Raw genomic sequence first — 16181 nt, 5'->3', positions numbered from 1 at the left:
GGTCGCCACCCCGTTCACGGGGCGACCACCCCCTGGATGGCGTCGGTGAGCTCCTCGTCCTCGAACGGCTTGGTGATGTAGGCGTCGGCGCCCGCCCGCGCGGCCAGCTGGATCTTCTGGCGCTGGCCGACGCTGGTGCACATGATGACCCGCACGTCCTCGTCGAGCTTCTTGATGGCGGCGGTGGCCTTCAGCCCGTTGGCCTTCCGCATCACGATGTCCATCAGCACGAGGTCGACGTCGTCGGCGTGCTCCTTGTACCGCTGGATGGCCCACGCGCCGTTGGGCGCCTCGGCGACGATGCGGTACTCGTCGTCCGCGAGCGCGCTCTTGACCCGCTGGCGCATGAACTCCGAGTCGTCTACGATGAGAATCCCGGTCGTCATGACGTAGTCCCTGTTATTCGCCCGGACCCGTGCAAAGTATAAAATACTACTCCCCGGAAAGTTACCATGTGACCCGACAGTTCGTCGACGCTGACACTTTTTCGGCCGGCAGTGAGCGGTGAAATTTCCGAAATCGGCCAATACATTTAATCGGCTCGATTATATCCGATTAGTCACACATGTCCGAGACCCTCTACGAGCGGCTCGGCGGTCGCGAGGCCATCGCGGCGGTGGTCGAATCGTTCTACGAGCGCGTCCTCGACGACGAGCGCGTCGCCCACTTCTTCGAGGACACCGACGTGGCGTCGCTGCGGGCCCACCAGACCCGGTTCCTCGCGGCCGCCGCGGGCGGCCCGGTCGAGTACGACGGCGCGGACATGGAGACCGCCCACGCTCACCTCGACATTCGCGAGGAGGACTTCGAGGTCATCGCGGTCCACCTCGACGAGGCGATGGCGTCGTTCGACGTCCCGCCGGCGGAACGCGACGAGGTCCTCACCGCCGTCGGCGAGCTCGAACCGGCCGTCGTCTCCGCGTAGTCCTCACCGCGAGAGCGCGAGCGTCGCCGCGACGCCCGCGGCGCCGACCAAGCCCGCCGCGAGCAGGAGCGGCCGGTAGCCCGTCCTGGCGGCGATGCCGGCGAACGAGACGGGGCCGACCGCGCGGCCGAGGAAGGTGACGCTGTTCCTGACGCTCAGCGCGCCGGCGCGGTACTCCGTCGTCACGAGGTCGCTCAGCAGCGCGTCGACCGAGGGCATCGTCAGCCCGACGCCGGCGCCGAGGACGACCGCCCCGGCGACGACGCCGGCGAGCGACGGGTCGGCCCACACGACCGACGGGCCGACCGCGTAGCACGCGTAGCCGAGCGCGATGATGCGTTGGTCCGAGAGCCGACCGGCCAGCCACCCGTTCGCGGCGGCGACGACCGCCGAGACCGCCTCGGTCGCCGTGAGGACCAGCCCGACGAGCACCGGCGAGAACCCGAAGTCGTCCAGCAGGAACGGGACCGCCGTGATGACGACGCCGAACAGCAGCACCTCGGTCAGGAACGCGGTCGCGTAGGGGACCACCGCGGCGCGCCGTGCGAGCGACTCCAGCGCCCGGCGCAGGTACCCGACCCCGCCGGCCCGGCGCTCGGTCGCGGTCTCCTCGAGCCCGAGCCACGCGAACGCGGTGACCGGCAGCCCCAGGAGGTACGCCAGGAACGGCGCGTTCCACGAGACCGTGGCGAGGTAGCCGCCGAGCAACGGGTAGACCGCCGCGCCCGCGGCGAGGACCGACGTGTTCGCGCCCAGCACCGCGTTGCGACGGACGCCCTCGAAGGCGTCGCCGATGAGCGTCACCGTGGTCACGAAGATGCCGGCCGCGGCGGTCCCCTGGACGAGCCGGACCGCGAGCACCACCCGGAAGCCCGGCGCGAACGCGATCGCGCCGCCGGCGACGCTGAACGCCGCCAGCGACGGGACGAGCACGCGCTTGCGGCCGAACCGGTCGGCCAGCAGCCCGAGGAACGGCGACAGGACGATGCCGGTGAGGAAGTAGACCGAGACCAGCAGGCTGGCGGTCGCGTCGGTCAGCCCGAAGGCGTCGCGGACGACCGGGAGCGCGGGGCTGACCAGCGGGACGCCCAGCGGCGCCAGCGCCGTCGCGGCGAACACGACCCTGACGGTGGGCGAGCGCCACGGGACGGCGGCGAGGTCGGAGTCGGGCGTCGCGGTCATCGGCGGGAATCGACGGAGGTGCGACGCGCTCGGTCCTAAATGTACAGGCCGAGCGCGGTCGGTAGCCTCCTTCTCACCCCGCCGAACGCCGCGGAGCGAAGCTCCGCGAGCCCGACGAAGCTACGCCTCGTCGAACAGCTCCTCGCCCTCGACCATGTGCTCCTCGACGACGTCCATGTCGAGGGTCACGCCGAGGCCGGGCTCCTCCGGGACCGTGATGTGGCCGTCCTCGATGACGTCCTCCTCGACGAGGTCCTCCCACCAGCCAAGCTGGTAGGAGTGGTACTCGACCGCCAGCGCGTTGGGGATGGCCGCGCCGACGTGGGCCGAGGCCATCGTCGCGACCGGCGAGGAGACGTTGTGCATCGCCACCGGGATGTAGTACGTGTCGGCGTGGTCGGCGATCTTGCGGGTCTCGCGCATCCCGCCGGTCTTGGGCATGTCGGGCGCGATGATGTCGACCGCCTGCTCCTCGACGAGCCGGCGCTGGCCGTGCTTGCGGTAGACGTTCTCGCCCGTGGCGATGGGCGTGGTCGTCGAGTGGGTCACGTTGGTCTGGACGTCGAGGTTCTCGGGCGGGACGGGGTCCTCGAGCCACCAGATGTCGTACTCCTCGAGGGCGCTGGCGAGGCGCTTGGCGCTGCCCGCCGAGAAGGTCCAGTGGCAGTCGAACGCGACGTCGGCCCGGTCGCCCACGCGCTCGGTGACGGCCTCCACGATGTCGACCTTGTGCTGGATCTCGGGGTTGCGGAGGTGGCGGTTCGCGCGGTCCTTCTCGTGGCCAGACGGCACGTCGAGGTCGAACTTCAGCGCGTCGTAGCCCAGCTCCTCGACCACGCGCTCGGCCTCCGCGGCGTTGCTCTCGGGGTCGGCCTCCTCGCCGGCGTGGCAGTCGCAGTACACCCGCACCTGGTCGCGGTACTTCCCGCCGAGCAGCTGGTAGGCGGGGACGTCGAGCAGCTTGCCCGCGACGTCGTGGAGCGCGATCTCGATGCCGGAGATGGCCGTGACGGTCACGCCCTGGATCGAGCCCTCGCCCGACATCTTCTGGATCAGGTGCTCGAAGAGCCGGTCGATGTCCAGCGGGTTCTCGCCGACCACGAACGGCTTCATCCGCTCGATGAGCTCCGGTACCCCCGCGCCCCAGTAGGCCTCGCCGGTCCCCACGACCCCGGCGTCGGTGTAGACCCGCACCAGCGTCCACGGGAAGTTCCCGTCGACCATCGTCGTCTGGACGTCGGTGATCTCCACGTCCCGGGCCTCGCCGCGCGCTCCGGTGCACTCCATCGTCTCCGCCGAGAGGTCCCGCATCGTGTACTCGGCGTTCGGGTCGTGGAGCGACTCGTAGTTACGAACCATACCAAGCGATTACTCCGCCTGGAGTAAAAATTTGGAGGATACGGCGCGCCGGCCCGACCCGAGCGTCGGCCAGAGGACCAGGTGGACGCCGACCGCGACCAGTACCGCCGCGAACGGGACGCCGCGGGCGCCGAGCGCGCCGAGCGCGCCGACCGTCCAGAACTGTCCGCCGAGCGCGGTTCGCTTGTTGAGTGGAGGGATGGTGTCGTTCATGGTGATTTCCGTGACGAGCGGCAGGTTCCGCATCGCCGGGTCGAGTCGAGACGGGTCCGACTCGGCGTGTGGTAATAGGTATCACATTTCGGCATTAAACCCACCGACCGTTCAGCCTGAATCCGGTGAAACCAAGCGGAACGAACCGGAAAACAAAAGGGAGAGACGGACTCGCTCGCCGGGTCAGAGCAGGCCCAGGTCCGAGAGGTCGTCCCGGAGCGCCGCGCGGTCCTCGTCGTCCATCGTCCGGAGCGGGCTCCGGAGCGGGCCGACGTCGAAGCCGACGTCCCGGAGGCCGAGCGCGGTCTTGACCCCCGCCATGTAGGGGCCGCGCTTCAGCGCCGACCGCACGTCGTACACCTCGCTCTGGAGTTCGCGGGCGCGCTCCTCGTCGCCCTCGTCGTAGGCCTCGTAGAGGTCCGCGACCAGCTCCGGGAAGGCGTTGGCGACCGCGCTCACGAGCCCGGCGCAGCCGACCTCCAGTCCGGGGAACAGCAGCGAGTCCGACCCCGCGAGGAACGTGAGCTCGGGGTGGGCGTCGATGGCCTGGCCGAGCCACGGCACGTCCTTGCTGGAGTCCTTGAGCCCCACCACGTTCTCGATCCCCGCGAGCGCGTCGAGCGTCTCCAGCGACAGCGAGTTGCCGGTCTTGCTCGGGATGTGGTAGACGTACACCGGGCAGTCGACCGCCTCGGCGACCCGCCGGTAGTGGGTCACCGCCGCGTCGTGGTCGACGGGGTAGTAGTACGGCGTGACGACCACGACGCCGTCGGCGCCGACCCGCTCGGCGTGCTCGGCGTGGGCGACCGTCTGGCGCGTGCTGGGCGCGCCGACGCCCGCGATGACCGGGACGTCGCCGTCGATCTCCGCGACGACCGCCTCGACCACCGCGTCGCGCTCGTCGGGGGCCAGCAGCGGGAACTCGCCGTTGGTTCCCAGCGGGAAGACGCCGTGGGCGCCCCGGTCCGCGACGAAGCGGGCGTGGGCCGCGGTCGCCTCGTAGTCGACCGATTCGTCCGCGTCGAACGCCGTGACGGTCGGCGGCACGACCCCGTGCAGGCCGACGGGGTCGTCGCTGCCGGGCGCCGGTGCGTTGTTCGCCATGTCGAAGAGGTGGCGGGCCGCGTCCTTAAGCGATTCCGTCTCGGCGGACTTTTTCGCGTGTGAGTAAACTTTTAGTCACTGGGGGAACGACGGGTTGGTATGAACGTCACCGTGGAACTCACCGGTACCCTCGTCGCCCGCACCGGCACGCGGAAGGCCCGCGTGGCGGTGCCCGACGACGCGACGGTCGCGGACGTGGTGGACGAACTCGCCGACCAGTACGGCCCGCAGGTCCGCGCGGGCGTCCTCGACGGGCAGCGGCTCCGCTCGGACACCGTGGTCGTCCGCGAGTCGTTCGACTCGACCGAGACGCTCTCGACCGGCAGCCCGCTGGAGAACGGCGACACGGTCCGGTTCCGGCTGAACGTCTGAAACTGGCCTCTCGTCCTTTTCCGGGTTCTCTCCCCGTCCCCTTTCGTTGCTTCTCTGTCGAGCGTCCACGACCGCAAGAGCGACTGGTTCCCCTCGACCTCGGCGCGCGCTGGCGCGACCTCGTGTCGCGTCGAGTCGCGCGAGGGCTGAGCATCGCAGGGAGGAGCGAAGCGACGACCGAGAAGCGCAGGCGGTTGGGGAGTCGTGAGGCTGCTGCGGTGCTGTGCTGTTGCGGTACATGGGTGACGGCAGTAGCTAGCTTCGACTGTACTTCATCGGAGCTGTAATCCCAACCCTCCACAACCCCTAAAAACCGCCACACCAACCCGTCACCCCAGATTCGCCAGCCGGTTCAGCGCGAAGACGGTCCGGAGCACGTCGCCGGCCTTCCCGCGGTCGAACACCAGCTCGTCGGTCCGGATGACGTGGTCGAGCACGTCCCGGGAGGCGTGCTCGGGGGCGGCCGCGATGCCGGCGTCGTTCTCGGCGACCCACTCCATCACCCGGAGGTCGCTCTTGCTGTCGCCCAGCACCGCCGCGAACGGGTCGTCGATGCCCAGCACCTCGAAGGCGGCCTCGACGCCCACGACCTTGTTGAGTTCGAGGCTCCCGATCTCGGCGGCGTCGGCCTCGTAGTAGGCCACGTCGATGCGCTCGAAGGTGTCCCGGATGGGGTCGGGCACCTCCTCGGGGCCGCAGTCGGGCGTCCCGCCCTCGCGTTCCAGGACGCCGCGGATTTCGGGGTCCTGGTCGGCGTAGTAGGCCCGGGCCCAGTCGCCGGCGGGCGCGTCCGCCGCCGATTCATCGTCGCCGGTGCCAGTCTCGTCGTCGCCCACCTCCGCCGCGACCGCGTCGCCGAGCAGGTCGAGCTCGTACACCAGCGCGCGGTCGATGACCTCGCGGGCCTCGTCGCTGCCGGTCTCGAAGTTGGGCTTCATGGTGACGTTGAACTCGTTGCCCTGGAGGTGACAGCCCCGGCGGAGCTCCTCCGGGGCGTCCGAGAGGACCCGCGAGCGCACCGCGTCGAAGATGGCCCGGACGTCGTCGTCGAGGTCGTCGTAGAGCAGCCGCTTGGTGTCGGCGCCGTGGCCCGGCGTGAACACGCCGGTCCCGGCCTCGTAGACCACCGAGAGGTCCCCGGAGTGGACGATCTCGTTGCCCAGCCCCTGGATGAGGAAGCCCTTGACGTTCTCGAGGGTCTGGCCGGTGCAGACCACGATGGGCGTGCCCGCCTCGTGGAGTTCGGTCAGCAGGTGGAGCGTCTCGCGGGGGATCTCGTTGTCGGTGCCGCCGGCCGAGCGCAGGGTCTCGTCGACGTCGAGCACCAGCACGTTCACCCCGCGGTCGTACTTGGCGTGGAGGTCGAGCGCGGTGAACGCCTGCTCGCGGGTGGCCCGCGCGGCGAGTTCGGCGAACGTCTCGCCGGCGTCGGGGAACGCCCCGCGGATCTCGGCCTTCCGGTCGTCGAGCTCGTCGCCGACCTCCTGCCAGTGCTCGAGGGCGACCCGCGAGTCGACCGGCGGGAACAGGTCCACGAAGTCCTGGAGCGCCCGCAGGGTCGCGGCGTCGAACTCGTCGTAGAGTCGATAGAGCTGGTCGTACCGCTCCATGCCGGCAGTGGGTCGCTCTCGGGGATAAAGGGCGGGGGTCGGTGTGAGAACCTGGACGGCAGCTAGCGACTGGTCGCGTCTCGGACTCGGACGCTAACGCAGAATCAGGCTGGACGTCGGCGAGAAGCTAGCTACTGCCGTCACCTGTGTCCCGCATCTGCACAGCACTGCGGGTCTCACTCCTCCCCAGCCTCAGCGGTCGCCTGAATGCGACCGCCTCCCTAGCGCGGTCTGACGCGACACGAAGTCGCGTCAGCACGCGCCGACCGCAGTCTGTGGCGGACGCTACGGAGATGATTCATCCGGCGAAAATCCATCTCCGTTTCTCCGACTCACCGCACCCGGTCGAAGACGGTGCAGTCGCACCGGCCACACGTCCGGCGGTTGAACCGGTACGTCTTCCCGCAGTCGTGACACCGCCACGTCGGCCGGAGCACGTCGAGCTTCGAATCGAGGGCTTTGGGGAGTTCCACGCCAACTCTACGCGCCGAGTGGCTAAGTCCCTGACGCGTCGCGGAATCGCCACGTCGGCGTCCGAGCGCCGGAATCGGACTCAGGACTTCTCCGCCGCAACGGCTGTCTCGGTCTCTTCGAGTCGGTCGACCCTGTCGCGGAGGTCGGCGTAGTAGCCGTCGCGCTGGGTCCACAGGTAGCCCACCGCGAGTCCCACGGCGACGGCGGTCAGCGGTTCGCCCAGCGCGAGCCACGTCAGCCCGGTCAGCGCGACGCCCGCGGTCCACTCGACGGCCCGCCTGACCCGACCGAGTCGGAACCGGAGCAGCCGCACTTCCAAGTCCGGCGGAGCGAGCCCCTGGAGCACGAGGACCAGTCCGGCGAACAGCACGACCGCGAACGGCACCAGGTGGACCGGATTCCCCAGGTCGACGCGGAGCCGCAGCAGCGCGACCAGGTAGGCGACGGCGGCCGCGCCGGCGAGCGCGTCCCACTCCGAGAGCGAGGACATTGGACGTGGACGAAACGACGCCTGAAGTGTTAATTATTCGGTGCTGACGGTTCGATCGCCTCGGAGACCCGTCGGTCCCCGCCGACCCCGCGTCGGCCGCCAGTCGCCGCACCTTAGGTCCCCGACCTCCGAGGGACGGGTATGCTCGGCAAACTCGACCCCGACGACCTCGCTCGGGTCCTCTCTCGCACGGGCGCGCGAGACGATTCCGTGCTGATGGGCCCGAAGTACGGCGAGGACGCTGCGGCGATGCGGCTCGACGACGGCAGCGTGCTGGTGGCCAACTCCGACCCGCTCTCGCTGGCGAAGGAGCGGCTCGGCACGCTCGCGGTCCACGTCGCGTGCAACGACGTGGCGGCCTGCGGGGCCGACCCGCGGTGGCTGACCAACGTGCTGTTCCTGCCCGACGACGACGAGGCCACCCTGGACGCGCTGACGACCCAGATGGACGAGGAAGCCCGCGAGCTTGGCGTCGCCATCGTCGGCGGCCACTCCGAGTACGCCCCCGCCCTCGAACGCCCGATGGTGGCGATGACCGCGCTGGGGCTGGCCGACAAGTACGTCCCGACCGGCGGCGCCGAGCCGGGCGACCGCCTGCTGCTCACCAAGGGCGCGGGCGTCGAGGGGACCGCGGTGCTGGCGACCGACTTCCGCGACGACCTCGACCTCCCCGCCGACGTCCTCGAACGCGCCGAGGGGTTCTTCGGCGACATCAGCGTCGTGCCCGACGCCCGGGTGCTCCGGGAGTGGGCCACCGCGATGCACGACCCGACCGAGGGCGGCCTGGTCACCGGGCTGGTCGAGCTCGCCAGCGCCTCGGGCGTCCGCCTGGCGGTCGACCGGAGCGCGGTCCCCGTCCGCGAGGAGACCGCCGCGATCTGCGAGGCGATGGGCGTCGACCCGCTGCGCGTCTTCGGGTCAGGCGCGCTGTTGGCGGCGGTACCCGACGATGAGGCCGACGACGCCCTCGCGGCGCTCGACGACGAGGGCATCGAGGCGAACGAGATCGGGGTCGTCGAGGAGGAGACCGACGACCCGGGCGTCGAACTCGACGGCGACCTCGTGACCGAGGCGGTCCGCGACGACCTCTACGACCTCTGGGAGTAGGCGACTCCGACCCAAGATGTTTACTCGACATAGAATAAATCTTTAGACCCTCCCGCCCCAACCGACTCCCATGCAAGCAGTTGTCATCGAGCGGGGCGCGACCGAGCCGACGGTCGCCGAGGTGCCGCGTCCGGAGCCCGGACCCGGGGAGGCGCTGGTCCGGACGCTCCGGGTCGGCGTCGACGGCACCGACCACGAGGTCATCCAGGGCAGCCACGGCGGCTACCCCGAGGGCGAGGACTACATGGTGCTGGGCCACGAGGCGGTCGGCGTGGTCGTCGACGGCACCGACACCGTCTTCGAGGCGGGTGACGTGGTGGCGCCGACGGTCAGGCGGCGGCCCGCCTCGGGGACCAACGAGTACTTCGAGCGCGGCCAGCCCGACATGGCGCCGCCCGGCGAGTACGTCGAGCGGGGCATCGACGGCGCCCACGGGTTCATGGCCGAGTACTTCACCAGCCCCGCCGAGTCGCTGGTGCCCGTGCCCGACGACCTCGCCGAGTGGGGGTTCCTGGTCGAGCCCGTCAGCATCACCGAGAAGGCGCTCGACCACGCGTACGCCTCGCGGTCGGCGTTCGACTGGGAGCCCGAGACCGGGCTGGTGCTCGGCAACGGGAGCCTGGGCCTGCTCACGCTCGCGATGCTCGAATCCCGGGGGTACGACCGCACCTACTGCCTGGGGCGGCGCGACCGGCCGGATCCGACCGTCGACGTCATCGAGCGGCTCGGGGCGACCTACGTCGACTCGCGGGAGACGCCGGTGCCCGAGATTCCCGACGTCCACGAGCCGATGGACCTCGTCTACGAGGCCACGGGCTACGCGAAGCACGCCTTCGAGTGCGTCGAGGCGCTCGCGCCCGGCGGGGTGGCGGCGCTGCTCGGCGTGCCCGAGCCCTGGGAGTTCGAGGTCGACGGCGGGCGGCTCCACAAGGAGCTGGTGATGGGGAACAAGGCGCTGGTCGGCAGCGTCAACTCCGACGTCGCGCACTTCGAGGCCGCGGTCCGGACCCTCGGCGACCTCCCGGCGTGGCTGCTCGACGACCTGGTCACGGGCGTCCACGGTCTCGACGACTACCGGGCGGCGTTTGCGGATGACGAAACGACAATAAAGACAGCGGTCCAATTCGACCAGATATGAAGAACGTCGACGACCTCATCGAGAGCGCGGCCGAACTCGCCGACCAGGGGCTGTCGAAGGGCGAGATCGCCGACGAGCTCAACGTCTCGCGGGAGACCGCGAGCTGGCTGGTCGAGCGCAGCGGGACCGGGACCGAGACGACCGCGACCCCGCGACCCGAACCCACCGGCGGCCCCCACGACATCCACGTCGACTGGTCGGCGCTCGGCCGGGACAGCAACCGGCTCTACCACGCCGGGGCCGCGATGGCCGACCTGATGGCCAAGCAGGGCGAGGAGGTCGACCTCACCATCGGCATCGAGAAGGCCGGCGCCCCGCTGGCGACCGCGGTCGCCCGCGAGCTCGACACCGACCTCGGCACCTACGCCCCGAGCAAGCACCAGTGGGAGGAGGGCGACATCGAGGACCTGGGCGGGACGTTCTCGCGGAACTTCGCCCAGATCCGGGACCGCGAGTGCTACGTGGTCGACGACACCATCACCAGCGGGACCACCATGACCGAGACCGTCGAGGCCATCCGCGAGGAGGGCGGCACGCCGGTCGGCTGCGTCGTCCTGGTGGACAAGCAGGGCGTCGAGGAGGTCGAGGGCGTCCCGGTCCACTCGCTCATCAACGTCGTGCGGGTCGGCAACGACGAGTAGCACAACTTCTTTGCGCTCGGGGGTCGTACCGGACTCCATGACCTTCCAACCCGAGAGCGACCTGAGCGAGGAGGAGGTCCGCGAGCGCGTCGACTCGGCCATCGCGGACAACGACGTCGTGCTGTTCATGAAGGGCAACGAGCTGATGCCCCAGTGCGGCTACTCCCAGAAGGCGCTGGAACTGATCCAGCGGTACCGCGACGACTACGAGACGGTCGACGTGCTCGACGCGCTGCCCGAGTTCCGGACCGCGCTCGCGGACCACAGCGGGTGGGAGACCATCCCCCAGACGTTCGTCGACGGCGAGTTCGTCGGCGGGAGCGACGTGCTGGCCGAACTCGACGAGCGCGGCGAGCTCGACGAGACGCTCTCGGCGTAATCTGACCCTGAACTGACATAACCGGGGACTGAAAGAGCAGGTCATATATGTTCGGACCACCTACGCTCCCGTGTACCGTGTCGTCAGCCGGGAACCTGCGTGTAATTCACAAATGACGGGGCAAGTATATCGACTTCACTCGACGCTCGAACTGCCGCTGGAAACCGTGTACGACCACTTCGAGGACGACCCCGACCTGCCGCCGGAGATCGCCAGCGTCGACATCACCCGGCGCAAGAACACGCTCATCATCAGCGCGGTGGCCGACGACGACAGCATCAGCAAGTACACGCCGACCGCCCAGCTCAAGGCCAGCATCTCCGAGACCCGCGTCTACACCGAGGAGGAGCAGAAGCGACGCGAGGGCCCCCGCTGGGGGGACGACGTCGAGGAAGAGGAGGAGGACGACGAGCCGATGGGCGAGCTCATCGAGGTCGCGGCGTTCAAGGGCGACCGCGAGACCGTCCTCCAGAACACCGCGCTCCAGTACCCGATGTTCCTCGTGCTCTGCGACATCGCCCGGCTGGCCGAGAAGGGGACGCTGACGGCCATCACCGAGCAGGACGGCGAGCTCCAGGCCACCCGCATCGTCGACGGGGAGGACCGACCCGCCTCCATCGAAGTGGTCGAGGGACCGACCTCGTCGAACTCCGGCTCCAGCGGCGTCGACTGGCGGGACAACGAGTTCATCTAAGACGACCTTTTTCTTCGTCGGGTGTCCTCGGGCGCTCCCTTCGGTCGCGCCCTGCGGACACCGCTCCTCGAAAAACGTCGATGAAAAAGTCTGCTCGCTCACTCGCTGCGCTCGTTCGCTCACAGTACAATTTCTCGTGCGCGAGCCTCCGGCTCGCTGCAAAAGGATGAAGTAATCCGGGTTCACGCTGATTCCTGTGCGTCGGTCGCGCGTCGCCGTGTGGCACCTTATAGCGCACGAAATCGCAGTAAACGACGCCTGCGAGGTAGTTTACGCGCCCTGAAAGGATGGAGAGCCGAAAAGCACTTTAGGCCGGTAATTATATCTAATTACGAACGATGGCAGCAGACTTCCCCGACTACGTGGACGTCGACTACACCGACGGCGAAGGCGAGGACCCCGAGGACTACCCCTCGATGGAGCACAAGATCGAGAAGGCCATCGAGGTGACCCGGCAGGGCCTCGAGGAGTACGAAAACCCGGCCGTGATGTGGACCGGCGGCAAGGACTCGACGCTCACCCTCTACTTCATCAAGGAGGTCGCCGACAAGTACGACCTCGAGACCCCGCCCGCGGTGTTCATCGACCACTACCAGCACTTCGACGAGATCCACGACTTCGTCGACAGGTGGGCCGACGAGTGGGACCTGGAGGTCATCTACGCCCGCAACGAGGACGTCGGCGAGTACGCCGAGGAGAACGACCTCGACCCGGGCGACGACATCCCGATCGACGCGCTGAACGACCACAACCAGCACCACGTCCGCGAGATCCTCGAGTACGAGGAGGACGAGTTCCCGTTCCTGCTCGACACCTACGTGGGCAACCACCTGCTGAAGACGGTCGCGCTCAACGACGCCATCGAGGAGCACGACATCGACGGCATCATCTCGGGCGTGCGCTGGGACGAGCAGGAGGCCCGGGCCGACGAGACGTTCTTCAGCCCGCGCCACGACCCCGACATCTACCCGCCCCACGACCGCGTCCAGCCCATCCTCCAGTTCGACGAGCGGGCGGTCTGGGACACCTTCTGGCACTACGTCGTGCCCGACACCGTCTCCGAGTACCCCGACGAGGGCTACGTGCCCCAGGACCACGACGACCTGCCGAACGACCTCACCCAGGACGACATCCCGGTCAGCCCCAAGTACTTCGCCGGGTTCCGGTCGCTGGGCAGCGAGGTCAGCACCGAGAAGACCACCGAGGACCCCGCGTGGCTCCAAGATCTGGACGACACCACCGAGCGCGCCGGCCGCGCCCAGGACAAGGAGGACCTGATGGAGCGCCTCCGCGACCTGGGCTACATGTGAAACTTTTGCTGCGGTCGAGAGCGTCGTAGACGCTCTCTCCCTTGCAAAACTTCCATGAAAAACACCGGGAGAGCTTCGCTCTCCCGAGCCTGCGTTCAGTCCGTTCACGCAGACACGTCGTCACCCCTTCACTCACGCGCCTCCGGCGCGTGAGTTCGAGGGATTCCTCGGTCCGCTCGCTCGCGGTCGTTCGTTCGCGGTCGAACGCCGGTGTGCAACTGCACCGCATCCGCGAACCCAGGTGTGGCCCCCGGGCCGCCACCATTCTGCTGGATCCGGTGATCCTGGTCGGCTCCTATCGCGTCGCCCGGTACTCGCCGTGTTTGACGCCGAGGAACAGCGTGAGCAGGCCGAACACCGCCAGTCCGCCGAGGACCATCATCACGGTACTGGTCGTCATCGGACTCATCAGCGTCCCTACTGCGAGGACGCCAAATAGGACAAGGAACGCGACGGCCGTGGTGGTCGTGTCGAACTCCATACGCGGACATGCGGACGAAGCGACGAAAAGGATTACTCCCCGTTCCGGTACCTGGACGGTCAGCACACTCGTGGCTCTACCGCCAACGCGGCAGCTATGGTCGCAGTGTAGTCGCGAGGCGGTTGCGGTCCATCTCCGCTATTGTCCCGCGAGCGAACGGAGTGAGCGAGCGGCCGTTTTTTGGTCCAGATTCTTTCGAGGAGCGGTGTCCGCGGCGAGCGACTGCACGGAGCGAGCGAGGACACCCGACGAAGAAAAAGGTGGTGGGTTACTCGCCCTTCGGCCGGACGATGTCCGCGAGCGTCACCAGCAGGCCGAGGAACCACCCCGTCGGCACCGAGAGGCCGAACCACATGGCGACGTAGTTGGCGCCCTCCAGGGTGAACTGCTCGCGGAGGAACGTGTTGACGCCCCAGAGGTCCAGCGGGTTGTCGAGCAGCCAGACCGCGAGGGTGTAGCTCTTCGGGAAGATGATCTCCGAGAGGGTCGGCGAGTACAGCGCCGCGACGACCGGCGGCAGGAAGATGGCCGTCATCGCGAACGGGTAGGCGAGCAACACGGTGCTGAGCCGGCCGCCCCGGGTCCCCGAGGCGTACGCCAGCACCGCCGCGACCGTGGCCACCCCGCCCGCGGCCGCGACCGCCAGGAACCCGTCGGTCGAGAAGCGCACGCGGGCCAGGGCGGTCAGGCCGCCCCACACCAGCAGCGACAGGACGACCACGCCGACGACGCCGAGCCGGGTGGCGGTCCCGTCGATCTTCCGGGTGTAGTAGCGGGCCGCGAAGCCGAACAGCGTCAGGGGGTACAGCAGCGCCACGACCGCCGTGCCGACCGCGCTCCACGACCGGTAGGCCACCTTCCCCGACGTCGAGGTCGGCTCCCACTTGCCGAGGACGCCGCTCTGGTTCCCGCGCTGCCGGGGGAAGAACAGCGCCATCCAACTCTCGTGCAGCCGCCGCAGGTCGTATCGGATCGCTCCGACGAGGCCGGTACTGCTTGTTCCGCCGTGCATCTGCGTTTTAATACGTTACGGCCGTTATGAAGTTTCGGGGTTCTCCCGGCGTTTCTGGAGGCGACTGCGGGGTCGTCGTCCGCCGATGACCTCTGTGAGAAGCAGCGTCGCTCCTGGCTTCCTCGCGGCCGGCCGACTACCGGTTCCGGGAGCGCTCGGGCTCCGGCTCGCGTCCGCGGCGCTGGCGCGGTTCGTTCGACCGGGACCGCTCGCCTCCCCGTGAACCGTCCGCGCGTCCGCCTGCCCCCAGCACCGAGTCGAGCCGGCGCTCGAACTCCTCCCGGTTCAGCTCGCCCGCGGCGTACCGGCGCTTGAGGATATCCTCGGGGGTCTCGCCGTGCTCCGCGGGCCGGGCGGCGCCGTCGGGGTACGCCCCCGCGGACTCGACGTTGCCGATGAGCGAGAGGTACACCGGCCAGAGCGACACCAGTCCGACGACCAGCGTCGGGACGCTGAGAACGAGCACGACCAGGGCCGTCACGAAGGCGGCGAAGCTCCCGCCACTGCCGAGGACGGCCAGCCCGCCGAGGAACATGAACGGTGCGAGCAGCAGCGCCGGGACGCCGAGCAGGCTCCGGCCGAGCGCGCCGTCGGGCGTGTAGTGCTCGACCAGCCGGTGGAGTGCCCGAAAGGTGGAATCGTCGGACGCGTCGTTCATCGTCCGCAGCGACGCAGACCTATCAGTAAAACATTTTGTTCTACCGCCGGGAACGGAACGCCGACGACCGAGAGGGCTCTCCGGTCAGTTCGCGGCGCTCCCCGGTCAGTTCCACGGCGCGAAGCCGGGGTCGACCTGGCGGCCGCGCTCGTCGATGTTCTCTATCTTCTCGACGTCCTCGTCGTCGAGATCGAGGTCGAGCGCGCCGAAGTTGTCCCGGATGTGGTCCTCGCTGGAGGCCTTCGGGATGACGGCCACGCCGTCGCGCTGGAGCAGCCACGCCAGGCTGACCTGGGCCGGCGAGGCGTCGTGCTTCTCGGCGACCTCCCTGATCTCGGGGACGTCGAACACCTTCCCGCGGGCCAGCGGCGAGTACGCCACGAGGTTGACGTCGTGCTCGCGGCCGTACTCGACGAGCTCGTCCTGCGGGAGCAGCGGATGCATCTCGACCTGGTTGGCGAAGACCGGGGCGTCGAGGATCTCTCGGGCCTCGTCGAGGTGGCGGGGCTCGAAGTTCGAGACGCCGACGCGCTCGACGAGCCCCTCGTCGTGGAGCTCGTCGAACGCCGCCAGCGTCTCCTCGGCGTCGTACTCCCGGGCCGGCCAGTGGACGTACAGCAGGTCGAGGGAGTCGACGCCGAGCCGGTCGAGGCTCGCCTTCGCGGTCTCGATGACGTCGTCGTGGGCCAGGTTGTCGATCCAGACCTTGGTCGCGAGGAAGACGTCGTCGCGGTCCACGTCGGCCTCGGCGATGCCCTCGCCGACGTACTCCTCGTTGTCGTAGGCCTGCGCGGTGTCGACGTGGCGGTATCCCATCTCGAGGGCCCGCCGCACGCTGTCGACGCACGCCTGCGGGTCGGTGTTCTGCCACGTCCCGAGTCCGAGTCGCGGCATGCCGTCGAGCGTAGACGCGTCTCCGTGTTCCTCGCGTTGAGCCATAGCAACCGAGCCTAGGGGCAGGTCGTGGAAAGCCGTTACGGCGTCGGAAGTCTGTGCGTCCGGACCGACGCCGTGCGCCGGTCGAAGCGGCCC

20 protein-coding genes are annotated in these 16181 nt (G+C 69.0%); 8 read left to right on the top strand and 12 right to left on the bottom strand.

What is annotated here, in order from left to right; all coding sequences use genetic code 11:
* Positions 1 to 14 precede the first annotated feature (14 nt).
* Positions 15 to 386, bottom strand: a complete 372-nt coding sequence (locus ACQUQF_RS14435; RefSeq protein WP_435179800.1) for a response regulator — start codon at positions 384 to 386, stop codon at positions 15 to 17.
* Positions 387 to 565: 179 nt separating this feature from the next.
* Here ACQUQF_RS14435 and ACQUQF_RS14430 point away from each other — a divergent pair, with 179 nt between their 5' ends.
* Positions 566 to 925 carry a group I truncated hemoglobin gene (locus tag ACQUQF_RS14430; RefSeq protein WP_435179799.1) on the top strand — a complete coding sequence of 120 codons (360 nt, stop codon included), beginning with the start codon at positions 566 to 568 and terminating at the stop codon, positions 923 to 925.
* Positions 926 to 928: 3 nt separating this feature from the next.
* Here the strand turns inward: ACQUQF_RS14430 and ACQUQF_RS14425 are convergent, their stop codons facing one another.
* The 4 genes from ACQUQF_RS14425 to ACQUQF_RS14410 form a co-directional block, all read right to left on the bottom strand.
* Positions 929 to 2107 (bottom strand): MFS transporter, encoded by a 1179-nt coding sequence (locus ACQUQF_RS14425; RefSeq protein ID WP_435179798.1) that lies wholly within the window; start codon positions 2105 to 2107, stop codon positions 929 to 931.
* Positions 2108 to 2227: 120 nt separating this feature from the next.
* A complete protein-coding gene (locus tag ACQUQF_RS14420) occupies positions 2228 to 3466 on the bottom strand; it encodes a mandelate racemase/muconate lactonizing enzyme family protein (protein WP_435179797.1) in 1239 nt (412 codons plus the stop codon).
* Positions 3467 to 3475: 9 nt separating this feature from the next.
* Positions 3476 to 3712: a hypothetical protein gene (locus ACQUQF_RS14415; protein WP_435179796.1), complete on the bottom strand. Its 237-nt coding sequence runs from the start codon at positions 3710 to 3712 to the stop codon at positions 3476 to 3478.
* 150 nt (positions 3713 to 3862) lie between these two features.
* Positions 3863 to 4783 (bottom strand): dihydrodipicolinate synthase family protein, encoded by a 921-nt coding sequence (locus ACQUQF_RS14410; protein ID WP_435179795.1) that lies wholly within the window; start codon positions 4781 to 4783, stop codon positions 3863 to 3865.
* Positions 4784 to 4882: 99 nt separating this feature from the next.
* Here ACQUQF_RS14410 and ACQUQF_RS14405 point away from each other — a divergent pair, with 99 nt between their 5' ends.
* A complete protein-coding gene (locus ACQUQF_RS14405; RefSeq protein WP_435179794.1) occupies positions 4883 to 5155 on the top strand; it encodes a MoaD/ThiS family protein in 273 nt (90 codons plus the stop codon).
* A 329-nt stretch (positions 5156 to 5484) separates the two neighbouring features.
* Here ACQUQF_RS14405 and ACQUQF_RS14400 read toward each other — a convergent pair whose 3' ends face one another.
* From ACQUQF_RS14400 to ACQUQF_RS14390, 3 genes are all read right to left on the bottom strand, one after another.
* The gene (locus tag ACQUQF_RS14400) at positions 5485 to 6765 is read right to left on the bottom strand and encodes an HAD family hydrolase (RefSeq protein ID WP_435179793.1); all 1281 of its coding nucleotides are present in this window, start codon (positions 6763 to 6765) and stop codon (positions 5485 to 5487) included.
* A gap of 332 nt (positions 6766 to 7097) precedes the next feature.
* Positions 7098 to 7238 (bottom strand): hypothetical protein, encoded by a 141-nt coding sequence (locus ACQUQF_RS14395; protein ID WP_435179792.1) that lies wholly within the window; start codon positions 7236 to 7238, stop codon positions 7098 to 7100.
* Positions 7239 to 7318: 80 nt separating this feature from the next.
* Positions 7319 to 7729, bottom strand: a complete 411-nt coding sequence (locus tag ACQUQF_RS14390) for a hypothetical protein (protein WP_435179791.1) — start codon at positions 7727 to 7729, stop codon at positions 7319 to 7321.
* A gap of 141 nt (positions 7730 to 7870) precedes the next feature.
* On the opposite strand from ACQUQF_RS14390, the gene ACQUQF_RS14385 reads away from it, so the two are divergent.
* The 6 genes from ACQUQF_RS14385 to ACQUQF_RS14360 all read left to right on the top strand — a co-directional run bounded on the left by ACQUQF_RS14385 (position 7871) and on the right by ACQUQF_RS14360 (position 12998).
* A complete protein-coding gene (locus ACQUQF_RS14385) occupies positions 7871 to 8836 on the top strand; it encodes an AIR synthase family protein (RefSeq protein ID WP_435179790.1) in 966 nt (321 codons plus the stop codon).
* Positions 8837 to 8906: 70 nt separating this feature from the next.
* Positions 8907 to 9974: a glucose 1-dehydrogenase gene (locus ACQUQF_RS14380; RefSeq protein WP_435179789.1), complete on the top strand. Its 1068-nt coding sequence runs from the start codon at positions 8907 to 8909 to the stop codon at positions 9972 to 9974.
* Entirely contained in the window at positions 9971 to 10615 is a 645-nt protein-coding gene (gene gfcR, locus ACQUQF_RS14375; protein WP_435179788.1) for a transcriptional regulator GfcR, read from the top strand. Before ACQUQF_RS14380 ends, gfcR begins: the two co-directional genes overlap by 4 nt.
* Positions 10616 to 10652: 37 nt before the next feature.
* The gene (locus ACQUQF_RS14370) at positions 10653 to 10994 is read left to right on the top strand and encodes a glutaredoxin family protein (protein WP_435179787.1); all 342 of its coding nucleotides are present in this window, start codon (positions 10653 to 10655) and stop codon (positions 10992 to 10994) included.
* A 112-nt stretch (positions 10995 to 11106) separates the two neighbouring features.
* Complete coding sequence (locus tag ACQUQF_RS14365; protein WP_435179786.1) at positions 11107 to 11688, top strand: DUF7110 family protein; 582 nt, start codon at positions 11107 to 11109, stop codon at positions 11686 to 11688.
* Between the two features lie 338 nt (positions 11689 to 12026).
* On the top strand, positions 12027 to 12998 hold the full coding sequence (locus ACQUQF_RS14360) for a phosphoadenosine phosphosulfate reductase family protein (protein ID WP_435179785.1): 972 nt from the start codon (positions 12027 to 12029) through the stop codon (positions 12996 to 12998).
* Positions 12999 to 13293: 295 nt separating this feature from the next.
* Here the strand turns inward: ACQUQF_RS14360 and ACQUQF_RS14355 are convergent, their stop codons facing one another.
* From ACQUQF_RS14355 to ACQUQF_RS14340, 4 genes are all read right to left on the bottom strand, one after another.
* The gene (locus tag ACQUQF_RS14355) at positions 13294 to 13479 is read right to left on the bottom strand and encodes a DUF7333 family protein (protein ID WP_435179784.1); all 186 of its coding nucleotides are present in this window, start codon (positions 13477 to 13479) and stop codon (positions 13294 to 13296) included.
* Positions 13480 to 13747: 268 nt separating this feature from the next.
* Positions 13748 to 14491 (bottom strand): hypothetical protein, encoded by a 744-nt coding sequence (locus ACQUQF_RS14350; protein WP_435179783.1) that lies wholly within the window; start codon positions 14489 to 14491, stop codon positions 13748 to 13750.
* A gap of 136 nt (positions 14492 to 14627) precedes the next feature.
* Positions 14628 to 15149 (bottom strand): SHOCT domain-containing protein, encoded by a 522-nt coding sequence (locus tag ACQUQF_RS14345; protein ID WP_435179782.1) that lies wholly within the window; start codon positions 15147 to 15149, stop codon positions 14628 to 14630.
* A 105-nt stretch (positions 15150 to 15254) separates the two neighbouring features.
* Positions 15255 to 16088 (bottom strand): aldo/keto reductase, encoded by an 834-nt coding sequence (locus ACQUQF_RS14340; RefSeq protein WP_435179781.1) that lies wholly within the window; start codon positions 16086 to 16088, stop codon positions 15255 to 15257.
* Between the last annotated feature and the right edge of the window lie 93 nt (positions 16089 to 16181).

Source organism: Halorussus sp. AFM4 (assembly GCF_051194995.1).
Classification (GTDB): domain Archaea; phylum Halobacteriota; class Halobacteria; order Halobacteriales; family Haladaptataceae; genus Halorussus.
Note: the sequence above shows the minus strand (reverse complement) of the source record. Positions and strands in the feature narration are given on the sequence as shown.